This window comes from Phenylobacterium sp. (assembly GCF_041920015.1).
GTDB lineage: Bacteria > Pseudomonadota > Alphaproteobacteria > Caulobacterales > Caulobacteraceae > Phenylobacterium.
Map to the genome: position 1 here is coordinate 1 of NZ_JAYRST010000061.1, position 18,005 is coordinate 18,005.

General features: G+C 69.7%; 16 protein-coding genes. 9 read left to right on the forward strand and 7 right to left on the reverse strand.

Annotated elements, in window-relative coordinates; genetic code table 11:
* The 7 genes from ACE3TL_RS12480 to clpB all read left to right on the forward strand — a co-directional run.
* On the forward strand, positions 1 to 362 hold a 362-nt coding region (locus ACE3TL_RS12480; protein ID WP_374579014.1), incomplete at its 5' end, for a ComF family protein.
* A 38-nt stretch (positions 363 to 400) separates the two neighbouring features.
* Positions 401 to 658, forward strand: a complete 258-nt coding sequence (grxC, locus tag ACE3TL_RS12485; protein ID WP_374579015.1) for a glutaredoxin 3 — start codon at positions 401 to 403, stop codon at positions 656 to 658.
* Between the two features lie 33 nt (positions 659 to 691).
* Positions 692 to 1,525: a carbon-nitrogen hydrolase family protein gene (locus ACE3TL_RS12490; protein ID WP_374579016.1), complete on the forward strand. Its 834-nt coding sequence runs from the start codon at positions 692 to 694 to the stop codon at positions 1,523 to 1,525.
* Entirely contained in the window at positions 1,522 to 1,953 is a 432-nt protein-coding gene (locus tag ACE3TL_RS12495; protein ID WP_374579017.1) for a DUF1178 family protein, read from the forward strand. Before ACE3TL_RS12490 ends, ACE3TL_RS12495 begins: the two co-directional genes overlap by 4 nt.
* Before the next feature lie 202 nt (positions 1,954 to 2,155).
* Positions 2,156 to 3,565 carry a M20/M25/M40 family metallo-hydrolase gene (locus tag ACE3TL_RS12500; RefSeq protein WP_374579018.1) on the forward strand — a complete coding sequence of 470 codons (1,410 nt, stop codon included), beginning with the start codon at positions 2,156 to 2,158 and terminating at the stop codon, positions 3,563 to 3,565.
* A 234-nt stretch (positions 3,566 to 3,799) separates the two neighbouring features.
* Positions 3,800 to 6,040, forward strand: a complete 2,241-nt coding sequence (locus tag ACE3TL_RS12505) for an arylsulfatase (protein WP_374579019.1) — start codon at positions 3,800 to 3,802, stop codon at positions 6,038 to 6,040.
* 171 nt (positions 6,041 to 6,211) lie between these two features.
* Positions 6,212 to 8,794: an ATP-dependent chaperone ClpB gene (gene clpB, locus ACE3TL_RS12510; RefSeq protein WP_374579020.1), complete on the forward strand. Its 2,583-nt coding sequence runs from the start codon at positions 6,212 to 6,214 to the stop codon at positions 8,792 to 8,794.
* A 59-nt stretch (positions 8,795 to 8,853) separates the two neighbouring features.
* On the opposite strand, the gene ACE3TL_RS12515 is transcribed toward clpB, so the two are convergent.
* The 3 genes from ACE3TL_RS12515 to ACE3TL_RS12525 all read right to left on the reverse strand — a co-directional run bounded on the left by ACE3TL_RS12515 (position 8,854) and on the right by ACE3TL_RS12525 (position 10,396).
* Positions 8,854 to 9,393: a hypothetical protein gene (locus ACE3TL_RS12515; protein WP_374579021.1), complete on the reverse strand. Its 540-nt coding sequence runs from the start codon at positions 9,391 to 9,393 to the stop codon at positions 8,854 to 8,856.
* A 65-nt stretch (positions 9,394 to 9,458) separates the two neighbouring features.
* Complete coding sequence (arfB, locus tag ACE3TL_RS12520; protein WP_374579022.1) at positions 9,459 to 9,884, reverse strand: alternative ribosome rescue aminoacyl-tRNA hydrolase ArfB; 426 nt, start codon at positions 9,882 to 9,884, stop codon at positions 9,459 to 9,461.
* Between the two features lie 29 nt (positions 9,885 to 9,913).
* Positions 9,914 to 10,396, reverse strand: a complete 483-nt coding sequence (locus tag ACE3TL_RS12525; RefSeq protein WP_374579023.1) for a Fur family transcriptional regulator — start codon at positions 10,394 to 10,396, stop codon at positions 9,914 to 9,916.
* A gap of 141 nt (positions 10,397 to 10,537) precedes the next feature.
* Between ACE3TL_RS12525 and ACE3TL_RS12530 the strand changes: the two genes are divergently transcribed.
* Positions 10,538 to 12,526, forward strand: a complete 1,989-nt coding sequence (locus ACE3TL_RS12530) for a TonB-dependent receptor (protein WP_374579024.1) — start codon at positions 10,538 to 10,540, stop codon at positions 12,524 to 12,526.
* Positions 12,527 to 12,674: 148 nt separating this feature from the next.
* On the opposite strand, the gene ACE3TL_RS12535 is transcribed toward ACE3TL_RS12530, so the two are convergent.
* The 3 genes from ACE3TL_RS12535 to ACE3TL_RS12545 form a co-directional block, all read right to left on the reverse strand.
* A complete protein-coding gene (locus ACE3TL_RS12535) occupies positions 12,675 to 13,661 on the reverse strand; it encodes a DUF4167 domain-containing protein (protein WP_374579025.1) in 987 nt (328 codons plus the stop codon).
* A 250-nt stretch (positions 13,662 to 13,911) separates the two neighbouring features.
* Positions 13,912 to 14,781, reverse strand: coding sequence for a peptide chain release factor N(5)-glutamine methyltransferase (gene prmC / locus ACE3TL_RS12540; protein WP_374579026.1), 870 nt, complete (start codon positions 14,779 to 14,781; stop codon positions 13,912 to 13,914).
* Positions 14,778 to 15,557, reverse strand: a complete 780-nt coding sequence (locus ACE3TL_RS12545; protein ID WP_374579027.1) for an MOSC domain-containing protein — start codon at positions 15,555 to 15,557, stop codon at positions 14,778 to 14,780. Before ACE3TL_RS12545 ends, prmC begins: the two co-directional genes overlap by 4 nt.
* Positions 15,558 to 15,691: 134 nt before the next feature.
* Here ACE3TL_RS12545 and ACE3TL_RS12550 point away from each other — a divergent pair, with 134 nt between their 5' ends.
* Positions 15,692 to 16,891: a YihY/virulence factor BrkB family protein gene (locus ACE3TL_RS12550; RefSeq protein ID WP_374579028.1), complete on the forward strand. Its 1,200-nt coding sequence runs from the start codon at positions 15,692 to 15,694 to the stop codon at positions 16,889 to 16,891.
* Here the strand turns inward: ACE3TL_RS12550 and prfA are convergent.
* Complete coding sequence (gene prfA / locus ACE3TL_RS12555) at positions 16,888 to 17,964, reverse strand: peptide chain release factor 1 (protein ID WP_374579029.1); 1,077 nt, start codon at positions 17,962 to 17,964, stop codon at positions 16,888 to 16,890. The genes ACE3TL_RS12550 and prfA overlap by 4 nt on opposite strands.
* Positions 17,965 to 18,005: the final 41 nt, after the last annotated feature.

Here is an 18,005-nt window from a genome sequence, read left to right on the forward strand (position 1 = left end):
TGCCGCTGCACCGCTCGCGCCTGCTGGGGCGGCGGTTCAACCAGGCCGCCGAGATCGCCAGGCCGCTGGCGCGGATGTGGGAGCGGCCCTATCTCGCCGACGTGGTGGTCCGGCGGCGCGACACCGGCACGCAAGGCGGGCGGTCCGCCAGCGGTCGGCGGCGCAATGTGGCGGCGGCCTTCACGGTTCCGCCTGGGCGTAAGACGCAGGTCGAGGGACGGACGGTGCTGCTGATCGACGACGTGATGACCACCGGGGCTACCCTGGAGGGCTGCGCGCGGGCCTTGCTGGCAGCCGGCGCTGCGCGCGTTGACGTCGCGGTCGTCGCCAGGGTTAAAGAGGCGGCGAGCCGCACCATATAGAGCCGAACCGTTCCAACCCGATCCAGACTAGGCGATCCATGGCCGACGTGACCATCTATACCAAGCCTTCCTGCCCCTACTGCCTGCGCGCGCTGTCGCTGCTGAGGAAGAAGGGCGTCGAGTTCACGGAGATCGAGGCGGCGTTCGATCCCGAGAAGCGTCAGGAGATGATCGCGCGCGCCAACGGCCGCGCGACTTTCCCGCAGATCTTCATTGGCGACCAGCACATCGGCGGCTGCGACGACATGATGGCGCTGGAATTCGACGGCAAGCTGGACGCCCTGCTGGCGGCTTGAGCCCGCAGTCCTCCTGACCTATCGGATTTGGCCATGACCCTTCGCGTCGGACTGATCCAGACCAGAACCCCGGCCAGCCATGCGGCCGCGCTGGCGCATGTCGCGCCGCTGGTGCGGGAGGCTGCTGCGCAGGGGGCGTGTTTCATCGCCACGCCCGAGGGGACAAACATCCTGCAGAAGGACAAGGCCGCCCTGGCGCCGGTCCTGACCCTGCTGGAGGATGACCCGGTGGTGCAGGGGCTGCAGGCCCTGGCGCGGGAACTGTCGGTGACGATCCTGGTCGGCTCGGCGCTGGTGAAGCGGCCGGATGGCAGGGCGGCCAACCGCGCGGCCCTGATCACACCGCAAGGCGAGATTGCGGCGACCTACGACAAGCTGCACATGTTCGACGTGGATCTGCCGACCGGCGAGAGCGCGCGCGAGAGCGAGACCTACGAGCCGGGCGAGCGGGCGGTGGCGGCGCGGGCCGGCGAGCTGAAGCTGGGCCTGACCATCTGTTACGACGTGCGGTTCCCGGCGCTCTACCGGGCGCTGGCCCAGGCGGGGGCGGAGGTGATCGTGACGCCGGCGGCGTTCACGCGGCCGACCGGCGAGGCGCATTGGGAGACCCTGCTGCGGGCGCGGGCCATCGAGACCGGCAGCTTCGTGCTGGCGCCCGCCCAGGGCGGTTTCCACGAGGACGGCCGCGGCACCTGGGGCCGGACCCTGGCGGTCGGTCCCTGGGGCGAGGTGTTGGGCAAGCTGGACCACGACGAGCCGAGCGTGCTGACGCTCGACCTGGACCTAGCGGCCGTGGCCAAGGCGCGAGCGGCGATCCCGGCCCTGGCCAATGCGCGGGCCTTTGCGGCGCCTGTCTCCATCGCATGATCCGCTATGGGCTGGCCTGCGAACATGGCCATGAATTCGAGGGATGGTTCGGCTCGTCCGCCGACTACGACGCCCAGTCCGAGCGCGGCCTGATCGCCTGCCCGGTCTGCGACAGCCGCGCCGTGGCCAAGCAGATCATGGCCCCGGCGGTGGCCGGCACGAAGAAGACCGCCGTGCCCGACGTCTCGCCGCAGATGCGCTCGATGGTGATGGAGGCGATGGGCAAGGTCCGCGCCCATGTCGAGGAGAACTTCGACTATGTCGGCGACGCCTTCGCCAGGGAGGCGCGGGCGATCCACGAGAGCCGGTCCGAGGACCGCGGCATCTATGGCGAGGCCACGCCCGCCGAGGTGCGCAAGCTGGCCGAGGACGGCGTGCCGGTCGCGCCCCTGCCGCCAGGACCGCCGAAGAAGTCGGACGTGAACTGAGAATAGACCCTGCCCAGAAGAGGAGCATTTGGGAAGCCTCGCCATTGCCCCGGCCGCATGTGGCTCCTCAGAGCGCGATCCGCTTCGATAGAATCGGATCACGCTCGAGACTCTTTGAATTGAGAGCATTTTCTGCGCCGAACCGGCGTCCACTTCGGCGGAAAATGCTCTAGGCTCGCGCCAGCTCATTCGGGAGGGTTCGATGATCCGTGCAGTTTCCGCCGCCGCCCTGGCGGCCGCGGCCTTGGCTTCGCCAGCGGCGGCGCAGAGCGTCAGGCCCGACCAGGCGGCCTTCCGCGAGCTCTACAAGGAGCTGATCGAGATCAATACGACCCTGTCGGCGGGCAGTTGCACGGCCGCGGCCCAGGCCATGGCCTCGCGGCTGAAGACCGCCGGATTCGTCGACGCCGACCTGCAGGTCATCGTCCCGCCGGACCGGCCCAAGGACGGGGCGCTGGTGGCGACGTTGAAGGGGACCGACGCCAAGGCCAAGCCGATCCTGCTGCTGGCCCATATCGACGTGGTCGAGGCCAACCGCGCCGACTGGGAGCGCGACCCGTTCAAGCTGGTGGAAGAGGGCGGCTTCTTCTATGCGCGCGGCGCCAGCGACGACAAGGCTCAGGCCGCGGTCTGGACCGACACCCTGGCCCGCTACAAGACCGAGGGCTTCAAGCCCCGGCGCACGATCCGCATGGCCCTGACCTGCGGCGAGGAGACGCCCGACACCTTCAACGGCGTGCAGTACCTGATCGCCAACCACCGCGACCTGATGGATGCGCAGTTCGTGCTGAACGAAGGCGCGGGCGGGCGGCTGGACGAGACCGGGAACCGGGTCACCCTGGGCATCCAGGCCGGCGAGAAGGTCTATCAGGACTACACCCTGGAAGTGACCAACAAGGGCGGCCACTCCTCCGTGCCGCTGCGGGACAATGCGATCTATCATCTGTCGCAGGGCCTGAGCCGCCTGGCCGGCTACGACTTTCCGATCAAGCTGAACGATGCGGTGACCGCCAATTTCGAGCGGATGGCCAAGATCGAGGGCGGAGCCAGCGGCGAGGCCATGGCCGCCGTCGCCAAGGACCCCTCGAATGCGCAGGCCGTGGCCATCGTGGCGCGCGATCCGGGCCGCAACTCGATGATGCGCACCACCTGCGTCGCCACCATGGTCAACGCCGGCCATGCGCCCAACGCCCTGCCGCAACGGGCGCGGGCGAACGTGAACTGCCGCATCCTGCCGGGCGAGAGCGTCGAGGCGGTGCGTCAGACGCTGGTCAAGGTGCTGGCCGACGAGGCGATCAGCGTGACGACCGTGGGCGAGCCGAGCCCGGTCAGCCCGCCGCCGACCCTGGGCAAGCAGATCATGGGGCCGGTGGAGAAGGTCGCGGCCAAGCTGTGGCCGGGCGTGCCGGTGGTTCCGGTGATGGCGACGGGCGCGACGGACGGGCGGTTCCTGAACGCCGTGGGCGTGCCGACCTACGGCCTGACCGGCTTCTTCGGCGAGGTCGGCGGCAACGGCGCCCATGGCCTCAACGAGAAGATGCGCGTGCGCTCGCTCTATGAAGGCCGCGACTTCCTCTACGAGGTGGTGAAGCTCTACGCGAACCAGAAGTAGCGGGCGGGCTGGCTGCGCTGTTCGTGTCTTCCCGGTTTGCGAAGCAAGACCGGGACCTATGAACACCTGATCTTGAAGGGGGTTGGCTCGGCCGCGCCCATCCTGATCCATCTGCGTGCATGGGCCCCGGATAAGCGCTCCGCGCTTTCCGGGGTGACACCTTTTGCTGGGCCAGCTTGCCAATCGGGCGGTTCCGGGCGACAACTCCATAGAATTAGCATGGAGTCTGCCAAAATGTCGGGACCGGACGGCAAGGCGAAGATCGGCAGGACCCTGGCGGACTCGGTCCCCTACTGGCCGGCGCCGGCGCGTCCGCCGAAGGGCGCGCCGAACGTGCTGGTGGTGCTGTTCGACGATGTGGGATTCTCGGACTTCGGCTGCTACGGCTCGCCGATCCGCACCCCGACCATCGACGCCCTGGCGGCTGACGGCCTGCGCTACACCGGCTTCCACACCACGGCCATGTGTTCGACCACGCGCGCGGCGCTGCTGACCGGGCGCAACCACCATTCGGTGGGCATGGGGTGCCTGGCCAATTTCGACTCCGGCTTCCCCGGCTACCGCGGCAAGATCGCGCCGGAGGCCGGGACGCTGGCCGAGATCCTGCGCGCCAGCGGCTATGGGACCTACATGGTCGGCAAGTGGCACGCGACGCCGCTGAACCAGACCGGGGCGGCGGGGCCCTATGACGGCTGGCCGCTGGGGCGGGGCTTCAACCGCTATTACGGCTTCATGGACGCCGAGACCGACCAGTTCTCGCCCGAACTCGTGCGCGACAACACCCCGATCGACCCGCCGGGCAAGTACAAGGACGGCTACCACCTGACCGAAGACCTGGTGGACGAGTCGATCCGCTTCATCGCCGACCATATCGCCGATGCGCCGGAGCAGCCCTGGCTGCTGTGGCTGGGGCTGGGCGCCTGCCACGCGCCGCACCAGGCGCCGATGGACATCATCAAGAGCTATGATGCGGTGTTCGAGGCCGGCTGGGACGTCGAGCGCGAGCGGCGCCTCGCGCGGCAGAAGGCGATGGGGATCGTTCCGGAAGACACCCGGCTGCCGTCGCGCAACGACGGGGTGAAGGCCTGGGCCGAGCATTCGCCGGACGAGCAAAGGGTGTTCACCCGGCTCCAGAGCGCCTTCGCCGGCATGCTGGACCACGCCGACCGCCACCTGGCGCGGCTGGTCGCCTTTCTCGAGGACGCGGGCGTCAAGGACGACACCCTGATCCTGGTGTTGTCGGACAACGGGGCGAGCCAGGAGGGCGGGCCGCTGGGCTTCGTCAACGCCATGGGCCCCTACAACATGAAGTTCGAGCCGATGCCGGAGAAGCTGGCGCGGATCGAGGACATCGGCGGGCCAGACAGCCATTCGAACTTCCCGCACGGCTGGGCCATGGCCTCGAACACGCCGCTCAAGCGCTACAAGCAGAACACCCACGGCGGCGGCATCCGCGACCCGCTGGTGATCGCCTGGAAGAACGGGATCGCCGCGCGGGGCGAGACCCGGACCCAGTTCGCCCACGCCTGCGACCTGACCCCGACCTTGCTGGACGTGATCGGGATCACTCCGCCGGCCACGATCAACGGCCTGGCCCAGGCGCCGATGGAGGGGACGAGCTTCGCCGCCTCGCTGGCCGACCCGGCCGCGCCGTCCAAGACCCAGGCGCAGTATTTCGAGATGTTCGGCCACCGCGGCCTGGTGCAGGACGGCTGGAAGGCGGTGGCGTTCCATCCGCCGGGCGCGGCGTTCGACGACGATCGCTGGGAGCTTTACCACCTGGCGGCCGACTTCTCGGAAGTCGAGGACCTGGCCGAGCGCGAGCCGGGGCGGCTGACGGCGCTGGTGGACGAGTGGTGGCGGCAGGCCGAGCGCTGCAAGGTGCTGCCGCTGGACGACCGGTTCGGGCCGCGCTTCGCCGAGAACGCCCTGCGCCACCAGGGCGCGCGCAAGCGGTTCGTGTTCCACAAGGGCATGGGGCACCTGCCGGGCGATTGCGCGCCGGACGTGCGCTCGCGCTCCTATTTCATCGAGGCCGAGGTGAACCTGGCCGAAGGCGACGAAGGGGTGCTGATCGCCCATGGCGACGCCACCAGCGGCTATTCCCTGTTCGTGCGGGACGGACGGCTGCATCATACCTTGAACGTCGGCGGGGCGAGGACGACGGTGAGTTCGGAGGCGGCGGTCCCGCCCGGGCGGCGCCGGCTGGGCGTGCGGGTGACCCAGGGCGATGGGCGCAGCTTCACCCTGACGGTGGATGGAAAGGACGCCGGCGGCGTCCACACCCATATGGGTTTCATGACCCTGATCTCATGGTCGGGCCTGGACATCGGCCGCGACCGCGGCAGCCCGGTCGGGGACTATGCCGAGCCGTTCAGGTTCACCGGGGCGCTGAAGACCGTGACCGTGACCATGGACGCCGACCAGGCGCTGGACGGCGAGGCGGTGGGCGCGGCCGAGATGGCGCGCGAGTAGATTTTGCGAAGGCTCAAGGCGGCCGCGGCGCTTTTCGGAAAGATCGGCTCGCCGGGCTGATTTTTGGGAACCGCCGCGGCTTGTGTGGCGCTTTGGCCACACTACATCCCATCGAGGCGTGGCCGTGCTCCTTGGAGGCGGCCCCGCCAATCCGCCTATCGAGGGGACCGCATGAACATTGATCTCTATTCCGACCGCGCCAAGCAGGCGATCCAGTCGGCCCAAAGCCTGGCGCTGGCGCGCCGGCACCAGCAGCTTGCGCCCGAGCACCTGCTCAAGGTGCTGCTGGAGGAAAAGGACGGCCTGAGCCGCGCGCTGATCCAGAGCGCGGGCGGAAGGCCCGACGCCGCCGACCAGGCGGCCGACGCCCTGCTGGCCAAGCGGGCCAAGGTGGAGGGCGGCTCGGGCCAGCTCTACATGTCGCCCGAGACCGCGCGCATCTTCGCCGAGGCCGAGGCCGGGGCGAAGGCCGCGGGCGACGCCTTCGTCACCACCGAGCGGCTGCTGATCGCCATCGCCAAGGAAGGCGGCGAGGCGGCCAAGGCGCTGAAGGACGCCGGCGCCAATGTTTCGGCGCTGGAGGAGGCCGCCAAGGCCATGCGCAAGGGCAAGACCGCCGACAGCGCCTCGGCCGAGGAAGGCTATGACGCGCTCAAGCGCTACGCCCGCGACCTGACCCAGGCCGCGCGGGACGGCAAGCTCGACCCGGTGATCGGCCGCGACGAGGAGATTCGCCGCACCATCCAGGTGTTGTCGCGCCGGACCAAGAACAACCCGGTGCTGATCGGCGAGCCGGGCGTCGGCAAGACTGCGATCGTCGAGGGCCTGGCCCTGCGCATCGTCAATGGCGACGTGCCCGAAAGCCTGAAAGACAAGCAGCTCCACGCGCTCGACATGGGCGCGCTGATCGCCGGCGCGAAGTATCGCGGCGAGTTCGAGGAGCGTTTGAAGGCCGTTCTGGGCGAGGTCACGGCGGCCGAAGGCTCCATCGTCCTCTTCATCGACGAGATGCACACCCTGGTCGGGGCCGGCAAGACGGATGGGGCGATGGACGCCTCGAACCTGCTCAAGCCCGCCCTGGCGCGCGGGGAGCTGCATTGCGTCGGCGCGACCACGCTGGACGAGTACCGCAAGCACGTCGAGAAGGATGCGGCTCTGGCCCGCCGGTTCCAGCCGGTGTTCGTCAGCGAGCCGACCGTCGAGGACACGATCTCGATCCTGCGCGGGTTGAAGGAGAAGTACGAGGTGCACCATGGGGTGCGCATCTCTGACAGCGCCATCGTGGCGGCGGCGACGCTCTCGAACCGCTACATCACCGACCGCTTCCTGCCCGACAAGGCCATCGACCTGGTGGACGAGGCGGCCAGCCGCGTGCGCATGGCGGTCGACTCCAAGCCCGAGGAGCTGGACGAGATCGACCGGCGCATCGTGCAGCTCAAGATCGAGCGCGAGGCCTTGGCCAAGGAGCCGGACGCCGCCTCCAAGGCGCGGCTGGAGAAGCTGGAAGACGAGCTGGACGATCTGGAAGGCCAATCGGCCGAGATGACCGCGCGCTGGAAGGCCGAGAAGGACAAGGTCTCGTCCGCCGCCCAGGCCCGCGAGGCCCTGGACCGGCTGCGCGCCGAACTGGTCGCGGCCCAGCGCCGCGGCGACCTGCAGCGCGCCTCGGAGATCGCCTATGGCGAGATCCCGGCCCTGGAGCGCCGCCTGGCCGAGGAGGAAGAAGCTGCGGCCGAGAACCCGATCTCGCCCGAGGTCGTGGACGCCGAGCAGATCGCCGCCGTGGTCAGCCGCTGGACCGGCATTCCGGTCGACAAGATGCTGGAAGGCGAGCGCGAGAAGCTGCTGGCGATGGAGGACGCCTTGCGCGGCCGCGTGGTCGGGCAGGAGGAAGCCCTCGTCGCGGTGGCCGACGCCGTGCGCCGCGCGCGCGCCGGGCTGCAGGACCCCAACCGCCCGATCGGCTCGTTCCTGTTCCTCGGCCCCACCGGGGTCGGCAAGACCGAGCTGACCAAGGCCCTGGCCGAGTTCATGTTCGACGACGAGAGCGCGATCACCCGCCTCGACATGTCGGAGTACATGGAAAAGCACTCGGTCAGCCGGATGATCGGCGCGCCTCCCGGCTATGTCGGCTACGACGAGGGCGGGGCGCTGACCGAAGCCGTGCGGCGCCGGCCCTATCAGGTCGTGCTGTTCGACGAGGTGGAGAAGGCGCACCCGGACGTGTTCAACGTGCTGCTGCAGGTGCTGGACGACGGTCGCCTGACCGATGGCCAGGGCCGCACGATCGACTTCCGGAACACCATCCTGATCATGACCTCGAACCTGGGGTCCGAGTTCCTGGCCAATCAGGCCGAGGGCGAGGACGTCGAGGCGGCGCGGCCGATGGTGATGGAGGTGGTTCGCCGCCACTTCCGGCCCGAGTTCCTGAACCGGATCGACGAGATCATCCTCTTCAAGCGGCTGGGCCGCGGGGAGATGGACAACATCGTCGGCATCCAACTCCAGCGGGTCGAGAAGCTGCTGGCCGACCGGCGCATGAGCCTCGTGCTCGACCCGGCGGCCATGCACTGGCTAGCGGAGAAGGGCTACGACCCGGTCTATGGCGCGCGCCCCTTGAAGCGCGTGATCCAGAAGGAGCTGGTCGACCCCATCGCCCGCAAGCTGCTGGCGGGCGACCTGGAGGACGGATCGGTCATCCAGGTCGGCGCCGGCGCCGAGGGCCTGGAGATCGGCAAGGCCAAGGTCCACTAGGAATGACGCCCCGGAGAGCGATCTCCGGGGCGTTTTCCGTTTCGCCGTCGGATTCTACTCTAGAGGTCCAGGGCCAGGGTGCGGCCGCCGCGGACCTCGACCCGCTTCATGATGGCGATGTCCGGGCCAGGCGCGCCGACCGGCTTGGCGACGGTGATGACGTACCAGGCGCCGTTGGCGAGGCCCGAGAAGCTGAAGCGGCTGTTCTGGTCGCAGACCGTGCGCTTGACGAAGGCCGAGTAGTCGCCGCTGGGCGCCGAAGGCGTGCGGGCGCGAACCTCGTCGGCCGGCAGGGCCGAACGCTCGGGCGAGGTATAGAGGATGGTCATCCGCCGGCGCGTCCAGGGCGTCTCGGGCGTCAGCACCACGCCGGCGCCGGCGCAGGAATAGCGGGTCTGGCCGGCCCTGTAGGCCAGGCGGCCCTCAATGCGGCCAGGCCCCGGCACGGCCGACCACGAAAAGTCCTCGGGGCGGAAGACGCCCGGCGACGGCGGCGTCGAACCCGGCGGCGGAGGCGGGGGCGGCGGACCCAGGGTCGGGGCGCAGGCGGCGACCAGCAGCAGGGCGGCGGAGGCGGAGACGAGGCGGGTACGTGACATGACGCCTGCACCTTATGCGCCGCGGGCGGGCCACGCCAAGGGCCGGGTGGTCGATTTGGCGCGCGTCAGTCGTCTCCTCGCACCTTGCCGCGCATGGCCTTGACGCCGCCGCGGCGGACCTTGGTGTCGACGCGACGTTTTTGCGAGGCCTTGGTGGGCTTGGTCTTCTTGCGCGGCGGAGGCGGCGGCTCGGCGGCCTTGCGGATCAGGTCGAGGAGCCGTTCGAGCGCGTCGGCGCGATTGCGCTCCTGGGTGCGAAAGCTCATGGCGGTCAGCACCAGCACCCCGTCCTGGGTGATCTTGCGCCCGGCCAACCGCATCAGCCGCACGGCCACATCGTTGGGTAACGAGGGCGAATGGCGTACGTCGAAGCGCAACTCGACCGCCGTCGAGACCTTGTTGACGTTCTGGCCGCCGGGGCCGGCCGAGCGGATGAATCGTTCGGTGATCTCGGCCTCGTCGAGGCTGATGGCGGGGGTGACTTCGATCACCGGCTTTTCCGATCGGTGCGCCTGAAACCCTAGTCCGCGCGGCAGGCGGCGCAGCGGCCGCGGGCTTCCAGGGTGATGGTGGAGACCTGGTAGCCGGCGCGTTCGGCGGCGGCGAGCTGGCTGGAGAAGTCCGGCTCGAACTCCTCGGCCGCGCCGCAGCAGTCGCAGATCAGGAAGGCGGCGCGGTGTTCGGGACCGTCGATGCGGCAGGGGACGTAGGCGTTCAGGCTCTCGATCCGATGGGCGAAGCCCAGCCGTTCGAGGAATTCCAGCGCGCGATAGACGGTGGGCGGCTTGGCCGGCTCGCCATGGGCGCCGAAGGCGGCGATGAGGTCGTAGGCCTTCTGGGGGGCGTCGGCCTCGAGCAGCAGTTCGAGGACGCGGCGGCGGGGGCCGGTGAGGCGTTCCTGCGTCGCGACGCAACGGCTCTCGGCCGCCGTGAGGGCGTGCAGCAGCGCCTGGCCCTTGAGGCCCGGATGCGCGCCGTCGGCGTGGTGACACTCGGTTCCCATGTGCATTGGCTACCCGGCTCCGGGCCGGTCGGCAAGTAAAGCCGCTTGACGACTGGTTATGTTATCTCATAACGGAAAGCCGTTATGTCGTAACGGATGGCGGCTGTTTCAAGTCCGCCCGCCAGCGCCCGAGGCGTCCATATGTACAGGTTCCGACTGCTGGCCGCCGCCAGCACCCTCTGTCTCGCGGCGCTCGCCACGGAGGCGGCTTGGGCCGCCGATGCGCCGAAGGAAGTCTCCGAGGTGGTCGTCACCGGCGCGCCCTATGTGGTGTCGATGGATTCGACCACCACCAGCGTCGATGTGATCAAGCGCGACGACCTGGACACCGCGCCGCCCGCGGGGTTGGGCGACGTGCTGTCGGGCCTGCCGGGGGTGCGTTCGACCTTCTTCGGGCCCGGCGCCAGCCGCCCGGTGATCCGCGGCCTGGCGGGGCCGCGGGTGCTGGTGCTGACCAATGGCGTCGGGATGATCGACGCCTCGGCCCTGTCGCCGGACCATCAGGTGGCGACAGACCCGCAGGAGGCCGAGCGGATCGAGGTGCTGCGCGGCCCCTCGGCCCTGGCCTATGGCGGCTCGGCCATCGGCGGCATCGTCAACATCATCGACGACCGGATTCCCAACAAGGTCGAGGACGGCTTTCACGGGCGGATGCTGGCCTCGGGCTCCAGCGGCGACCGCGGCCATATGGCTTCGGCCGCCTTCAAGCTGGGGGTTGGCGACTGGGTGTTCAGCCTCGACGGCCTGCGCCGGGAGAGCGGCGACTACGAGGTTCCGGTCGAGCAGGTCTCGCGCCGCCTGGCGCAGGAAGAGGGCCTGCCGCCGCCGCTGCGGGAGGCGACCAAGGTGGCCAACAGCGCGGTCGAGCTGACCAACTACGGCGGCGGCGTCTCCTATGTCGGATCGCTGGGCTATGGCGGGGTGTCGATCAAGAAGACCGACACCACCTATGGCGTCGCGGCCGAGGAGGACGTGACCATCGGCCTGGAGCAGACGCGGGTCGACGCCCAGGGCGAGCTGAACCTGGACCTCGGGCCGTTCGAGAAGCTGCGCTTCGCCGGCGGCTGGGCCGACTACACCCACACCGAATACGAGGGCGAGGAGGTCGGCACGACCTTCTATTCGGACGGCTGGGAGGCGCGGCTGGAGCTGGTGCAGCCCGACCGGAACGGCTGGCAGGGCGCGGTCGGGTTCCAGGCGCTGCAGAAGAGCATCGACGCGGTCGGTGAAGAGGCGCTGATCCCAAAGACCGACATCGAGGAGTACGGGGTCTTCACCCTGCAGCGCCTCGACAAGGACACCTGGGGGATCGAGGGCGGCCTGCGGCTGGACCAGCGCACGCTGGACAGTGTGATCGCCAAGCGGGACTTCACCAACGTCTCGGGCTCGGTGGGGGCGTTCCTGCGGCCGGCCGAGGGCTGGTTCCTGGGGATCAGCGGGTCGCGCACCAGCCGTGCGCCGAGCGAGGAGGAGCTGTTCTCCGAAGGGCCGCACCCGGCGACGCAGCAGTTCGAGGTCGGCGACGCCGGGCTGGGCAGGGAGATTTCATACTCGCTGGATGCGACGGTCCACTATTCGGGCGGTCCGTGGTCCACCGACCTGCACGCCTTCGCGGTGAAGTACGACGGGTTCATCGACCTGCGTGCGAGCGCGGACGTCGATGACGAGTCCGGCTTCCGGGTCTATCGCTTCGTGCAGACCGACGCGAAGTTCTACGGCGCCGAGGCCGAGGCCTCCTATCGGCTGTGGCAGGATGGGGAGCGCAGCTTCCGCCTGGAAGGGGCGGCCGACTATGTGCGCGGCGAGACCGACCTGGGCGCGCCGCCGCGCATTCCGCCGTGGTCGGCGACCGGGAGGGCGGTGTTCGAGGGCGGTTGGTGGACCGGCAAGCTGGAACTGCGCCAGGTCGGGGGCCAGAAGCGGACGGCGCAGTACGAACTGCCGACCGACGACTATCGCATGTTGAACGTGTCGGTCTCGGCGACGCCCTTCGCCGACCGGAACCTCAAGGTATTCTTCGAGGGGCGGAACCTCAACGACGCCGAGGCGCGCGAGCACGCCTCGTTCCTGAAGGACTATGCGCCGCTGCCTGGGCGCAGCTTCCGCATCGGAGCGGGGTACCGGTTCTAGAAGGCCGTAGGAACACCTGAGCGTTCAGGGTCTTGCACCGCCCAGGTACGTTCTGAACCGGATGTGTTCACAGGTCCCGGTCTTGCTCCGCGAACCGGGATGACACCCATATGCGATCACCCCTCCCCCAGCGGGGGAGGGAGGAACATCAGGCGTCTTCGGTTTCGTTCGGGGAGGCGTCGCCGCCTTCGAAGCTGCGCGGGGCGCGGCGGCGGCGGGGCTTGGGCTTTTCCTCGCCGTCGGCGGCGGGCGTCTCGGCCTTGGGGGCGCGGGGCGCGCGCGGGGCCTTCAGGAAGGCCGGGGCGTGGCTCTCGCCGCCGTCCTCGTCGCGCAGGACGGGGGAGGGGGCGGTCTCTTCGCTCGGCGCGCCCAGCGGGGCGGCTTGCGGTTCGACCACGGCCAGCGGGTCGCGGTCTTCGCGGTCGCGGCGGTCCTCACGGTCGCGGCGGCCTTCGAAGCGCTCGCCGCGGGGACGGTCGTCACGGTCGCGGTCACGATCACGGCGATCCTCACGCTCGCCGCGCGGGCGGTCGTCGCGCTGACGATCCTCGCGTTGACGGTCGTCGCGGGGGCGCTCGTCGCGGTTCTGCCAACGGTCGCGATCGCGGCGATTCTCGAAACGCTCGCCGCGGGGACGGTCGTCCCGGTCGCGGCGGTCGTCGCGTTGCGGGCGATCCTCGCGGTCGCGCCAGCGCTCGCCGCGGGCCTGCTGGCCTTCGGTCTCGCCGCCTTCACCGCCCTCGGCTTCCACCGCCGCGGCTGCAGCGGCGGCTTCGGCTTCAGCGGCCGCCTGGGCGCCGCTCTCGTCCTCGAAATCGATGTCGAGGCCGCCGGAATAGTTGTCGCGGCCGAGAATCTCGGCGGCGGGCTTGGTCGGCTGCATGGCGCGCACGACGCGGAAATAATGCTCGGCGTGCTGCAGGTAGTTCTCGGCCAGCACGCGGTCGCCGGCCGACGAGGCGTCGCGGGCGAGCTGCTGGTATTTCTCGAAGACGTGCTGGGCGTTGCCGCGCACCTTGACGCCGTCCGGGCCGTTGGAATCGAAGGCCCGGTTCGCGTTCTGCTGTTGCGGCTTGCCGCCTCCGCCGCCGCGATTGCGGCCGCGCTGGCGCTTCATACCCTTGAAATCTCTCATTCTTTGTGTCCGCCGCCGCGTCGGTCGTCGCCGGTTTGCGCGCGGCCTATCCTCTCGCCTTGATCGGGCTGCTTGGCCCGTAAGTCCGTGTTGAAGACGTAAGTGTTCTCCGTCGTCCGCCCTGACCTGTAGGCGCGAGACACGCTAGGCCTGCGCGCCTGCCGGAGCGGCTTTCCGTCCCGGTTTCTCAGGACGGCCCAAACCTCTAGCACCGGCGAATTGGGTGGAGACGAGATAGAGACTTAGCGATTCACTTGCGGGTTTCCAAGGGGTTTTTCACGCCGACGACGACGCGGTCGTGGGTCGACAAGTCCTTGATGGTCCAGACGTCGTTGGCGCCGGCGGCGTTGAACAGAGCCTCGACCGCGTCCTTTTGGTCGTAGCCGATCTCGACGGCGAAGGCGCCGCCGGGCTTCAGCACCCGCATGATCTCGGGCGCGAGGGTCCGGTAGGCGTCCAGGCCGTCGGCGCCGCCGTCGAGCGCCAGGCGCGGATCGTACTGCTTCACCTCCGGCTCCAGGGTCTCGATGACCTCGCTGGAGATGTAGGGCGGGTTGGAGACGACGACGTCGAAGCTCTCGTCCGCCAGGCCCGCGGTCCAGTCGCCGCGGGCGAAGGCCACGCGCGGGGCCAGGCCCAGATTGGCGGCGTTCTCGCGCGCCACCGCCAGGGCCTCGTCGGAGATGTCGGTGGCCAGGCCCTTGGCGGCCGGACGCTCGGCCAGGATCGACAGGATGATCGCCCCCGACCCGACGCCCAGGTCGAGGATGGTGAAGGGCATCTGTTCGGGGAACTGCTTGAGCACGTAGTCGACGATGACCTCGGTCTCGGGCCGCGGGGTCAGGACGTCGGCGTTGACCGCCAGCATCACCTTCCAGAAGCCCTTGCGGCCCAGGATGTGGCTGACCGGCTCGCGGCGTTCGCGGCGCGAGACGTAGTCGGCCAGACGCGCCTCCTGCTCGGGCGTCAGGGCGCGGTGCGGATCGGTGACGATGTCCGCGCGGGTGGCGTCGGCCGCGGCCTCGACCAGCAGCCGTGCGTCGATCACAGGCCCGGCGATGTGGGCGGCTTCCAGGCGCGACTTGGCCGACTGCCAGGCCTGAAGCAGGGTCATGCTCATGCGGCGGGCTCCAGGTTGGGCGCGGTGATGGCGTCGCCGGTGGTGACGCGCCCGGATGCGGTGACGTGAACGTAGACGCCCAGCTTCATGTGCCCGTAGTTGTCGAACAGCGCCTTGGCCACGTCCATGTCGCACTCGGCGGTGGTCGGGTCGACGTGGGTGGCCGCGCACCGCACGATCGGCTCGAAGACCCGGGCGCGGGCGAAGCCGAGCATGAGGTCGCGCCCCATCCAGTCGTTCTCGGCCCAGGCCGGCCAGCCCTCGACATAGACGTTGCCGCGGAACCGCAGGGGATCGACCGGGCGGCCGATCTTGCTTTCCAGGTCACGGATGCTGGCGAGGTTGATGATCGAGACATGGCCCTTGGGGTGATCCATGAACCGGTGGCCGGGCGCGTCGACCAGGCGCAGCGGGCCGCGGATGTCCTGCAGACCGATCACCTGGGCGAGCCAGGCGGTGAAGGCTTCGCGGACGGGCGGCTCGGCCAGGTCGCCCGAGAACGGCGGCAGACCCTCGGCCGTGGCGGTGAGGACGCCGCTGGCCTCGTCATAGGCGGTGCGGGCCTTGGCGACCTGGGGAATGGCCGCCAGGACGGTGAACTTCTGCTTGCTGATCCAGGCCGGTGCGGCCGGATCGAAGCCCGAGGGGCCGTTCTCGACCGCGAACAGGCGATCGCAGGGGAAGGGGCCGTCGGCGGCGAGGTCGGCGTGGCCGAGCCGCTCAGGCGTGAAGCCCTTGACGGGATGGCGATAGAGCGCAGCGACGTGGCCGGTCATGGTTCCTCGATAGGCGAATGCGCCAGGGTCTTCTCCCGTATAGTCGCGGGCGGGCCGGAAGTCGCCGCCCCCATATCGGGAACGGGGCCGGCGCCGAGGTGTTTCTGGCGCTCGTGGGGCGCTATGGGGATGAGATGGCGCGAAAGAGCGAGAAGGACGGAGCCGGGCGGATCGCCTCGATCGCCTTGCGGGCCGCGCCGTGGCTGGGGCTGATCGCCATGGCCGAACTGCTGCGCCGGGCGCGCAAGCCCGCGCCGGGGACGCTGAGCGTGGAGGCGGTCGCCTCGCCCCAGGTCTTCGAGGAGGCCGAGCCCGGCCGCGGGCGGCTGGCCCAGGGGCCGCATCACATTCCCCTGCGCGGTTGGAAGGACATCGCCTGGCGGACCTATCAGGAGATCGGCCGCGACCGGTTGCCGGCGGTGGCGGGGGGCGTGACCTTCTACACCTTGCTGGCGCTGTTCCCGGCGATCGGGGTGTTCGTCTCGCTGTACGGCATCTTCGCGGACCTGGCGGCGGTCGAGCAGCAACTTCGCGAGATGTCGGCGGTGTTCCCACAGGAAGTGGTGCAGATCGTCGGCGAGCAGATGGTGCGGCTGGCGACCCGGCCGCAGGCGACGCTCTCCCTGGCCTTCCTGGTCAGCCTGCTGCTGTCGATCTGGTCGGCCAATGCGGGGATGAAGGCGCTCTTCGACGGGGTGAACATCGCCTATGACGAGGACGAGAAGCGCAACATCGTCCGCCGGACCGCCCTGACCTATCTGTTCACCTTCGGGGCGCTGCTGTTCCTGGTGGTGATGACCGCCCTGCTGGTGGCCGCCCCGGTGATGTTCGACCGGCTGGGCCTGGGCGCGCTGGCAGCCGTGTGGATCCCGTTGCGCTGGGCGGCGCTGTGGGGAATGGCCGCGGGCGCCTTCTCGCTGCTCTATCGCTACGCGCCGTGCCGGGCGCGGGCCAGGTGGCGGTGGGTCTCGCTGGGCGCCTTGCTGGCGGCGGCGGCCTGGATGGGCGGATCGCTGGGCTTTTCCTGGTATCTCAACAATGTCGCCCATTTCGACGTGACCTACGGCTCGCTGGGCGCAGTGGTGGCGTTCATGACCTGGGTCTGGTTCTCGGTGATGGTCGTGCTGCTGGGGGCCGAGCTGAACGCCGAGATCGAGCACCAGACGGCGCTGGATTCGACCACCGGCGCGCCGGCGCCGATGGGCGAGCGCGGAGCGGCCATGGCCGACAGCGTCGGGCTGGCGTTCCACCTCGACGTCGCGAGGATCAAGCAGAAGGCGGTCGAGGACGGCCGCCGGCAGGCCGAGCGCGTGCGCCGGGTGCTGCGCCGTTAGCCCAGTTCCTCTTCCAGGGCGGCCAGGCGCGCGGCCTGGTCCTCGGCGATCAGCGGATTGATCACATCGTCCAGCGCCTCGCCCTCGATGACCTTGGCGAGGTTGTAGAGGGTCAGATTGATCCGGTGGTCGGTCACGCGCCCCTGCGGGAAGTTGTAGGTGCGGATGCGTTCGGAGCGGTCGCCCGAACCGACCTGGGTCTTGCGGGCGTCGGCGCGCGCGGTGTCGAGCGCCTCGCGCTGCATGTCGTAGAGCCTGGCCTGCAGCACCTTCAGGGCGCGGGCGCGGTTCTGGTGCTGGGACTTCTCCGACGAGGTCACTACGATGCCGGTCGGCAGGTGGGTGATGCGCACGGCCGAGTCGGTCTTGTTGACGTGCTGGCCGCCGGCGCCGGACGAGCGGTAGGTGTCGATGCGCAGGTCCTGGTCGCGAATCTCGATCTCGACGTCCTCGACCTCGGGCAGGACGGCGACGGTGGCGGCCGAGGTGTGGATGCGCCCGCCGGCCTCGGTCTCGGGCACGCGCTGGACGCGGTGGACCCCGCTTTCGAACTTCAGGCGGCCGAACACGCCCTCCCCGGTGATCGAGGCGATGATTTCCTTGTAGCCGCCGACCTCGCCCTCGGAGACGCTGTCGATCTCCACCCGCCAGCCGTGGTTCTGGGCGTAGCGCTGGTACATGCGAAAGAGGTCGCCGGCGAACAGGGCCGCCTCGTCGCCGCCGGTGCCGGCGCGCACTTCCAGGATGGCCGAGGCGTTCTCGTCCTTGTCCTTGGGGGCCAGCAGCAGGGCGACCTCGCGCTCCAGCTCGGGCAGGCGCTCGTCCAGCGCGGCGAGTTCGTCCTGGGCGAGGGCGGCCATTTCGGCGTCGCCGGCCTTGGCCATCTCCTCCAGCTCGGGCAACTCCTCGCGGGCGCGGGCCAGCGCGCTTACGGCGTCGGCCACCGGCTTCAATTCGGCATGCTCCTTGGACAGGCGGACGATCTCGGCGCCGTCGGTCGCCGCGCCCATGCGCGCCTCGATCTCGCGGAAGCGGTCGAGGACCTGATCCAATCTGGCCTGGGGAAGACGCACGGCTGCCGGTCACCTTGTCGAAGAGGGAGGCTTCTCTAACG

Excerpts from the sequence above, each read along its gene's own strand:
- grxC (WP_374579015.1), top strand. The coding sequence starts at position 401 with ATGGCCGACGTGACCATCTATACCAAGCCTTCCTGCCCCTACTGCCTG.
- ACE3TL_RS12490 (WP_374579016.1), top strand. The coding sequence starts at position 692 with ATGACCCTTCGCGTCGGACTGATCCAGACCAGAACCCCGGCCAGCCAT.
- ACE3TL_RS12495 (WP_374579017.1), top strand. The coding sequence starts at position 1,522 with ATGATCCGCTATGGGCTGGCCTGCGAACATGGCCATGAATTCGAGGGA.
- ACE3TL_RS12500 (WP_374579018.1), top strand. The coding sequence starts at position 2,156 with ATGATCCGTGCAGTTTCCGCCGCCGCCCTGGCGGCCGCGGCCTTGGCT.
- ACE3TL_RS12505 (WP_374579019.1), top strand. The coding sequence starts at position 3,800 with ATGTCGGGACCGGACGGCAAGGCGAAGATCGGCAGGACCCTGGCGGAC.
- clpB (WP_374579020.1), top strand. The coding sequence starts at position 6,212 with ATGAACATTGATCTCTATTCCGACCGCGCCAAGCAGGCGATCCAGTCG.
- ACE3TL_RS12515 (WP_374579021.1), bottom strand. The coding sequence starts at position 9,393 with ATGTCACGTACCCGCCTCGTCTCCGCCTCCGCCGCCCTGCTGCTGGTC.
- ACE3TL_RS12525 (WP_374579023.1), bottom strand. The coding sequence starts at position 10,396 with ATGGGAACCGAGTGTCACCACGCCGACGGCGCGCATCCGGGCCTCAAG.
- ACE3TL_RS12530 (WP_374579024.1), top strand. The coding sequence starts at position 10,538 with ATGTACAGGTTCCGACTGCTGGCCGCCGCCAGCACCCTCTGTCTCGCG.
- ACE3TL_RS12535 (WP_374579025.1), bottom strand. The coding sequence starts at position 13,661 with ATGAGAGATTTCAAGGGTATGAAGCGCCAGCGCGGCCGCAATCGCGGC.
- prmC (WP_374579026.1), bottom strand. The coding sequence starts at position 14,781 with ATGAGCATGACCCTGCTTCAGGCCTGGCAGTCGGCCAAGTCGCGCCTG.
- ACE3TL_RS12545 (WP_374579027.1), bottom strand. The coding sequence starts at position 15,557 with ATGACCGGCCACGTCGCTGCGCTCTATCGCCATCCCGTCAAGGGCTTC.
- ACE3TL_RS12550 (WP_374579028.1), top strand. The coding sequence starts at position 15,692 with ATGGCGCGAAAGAGCGAGAAGGACGGAGCCGGGCGGATCGCCTCGATC.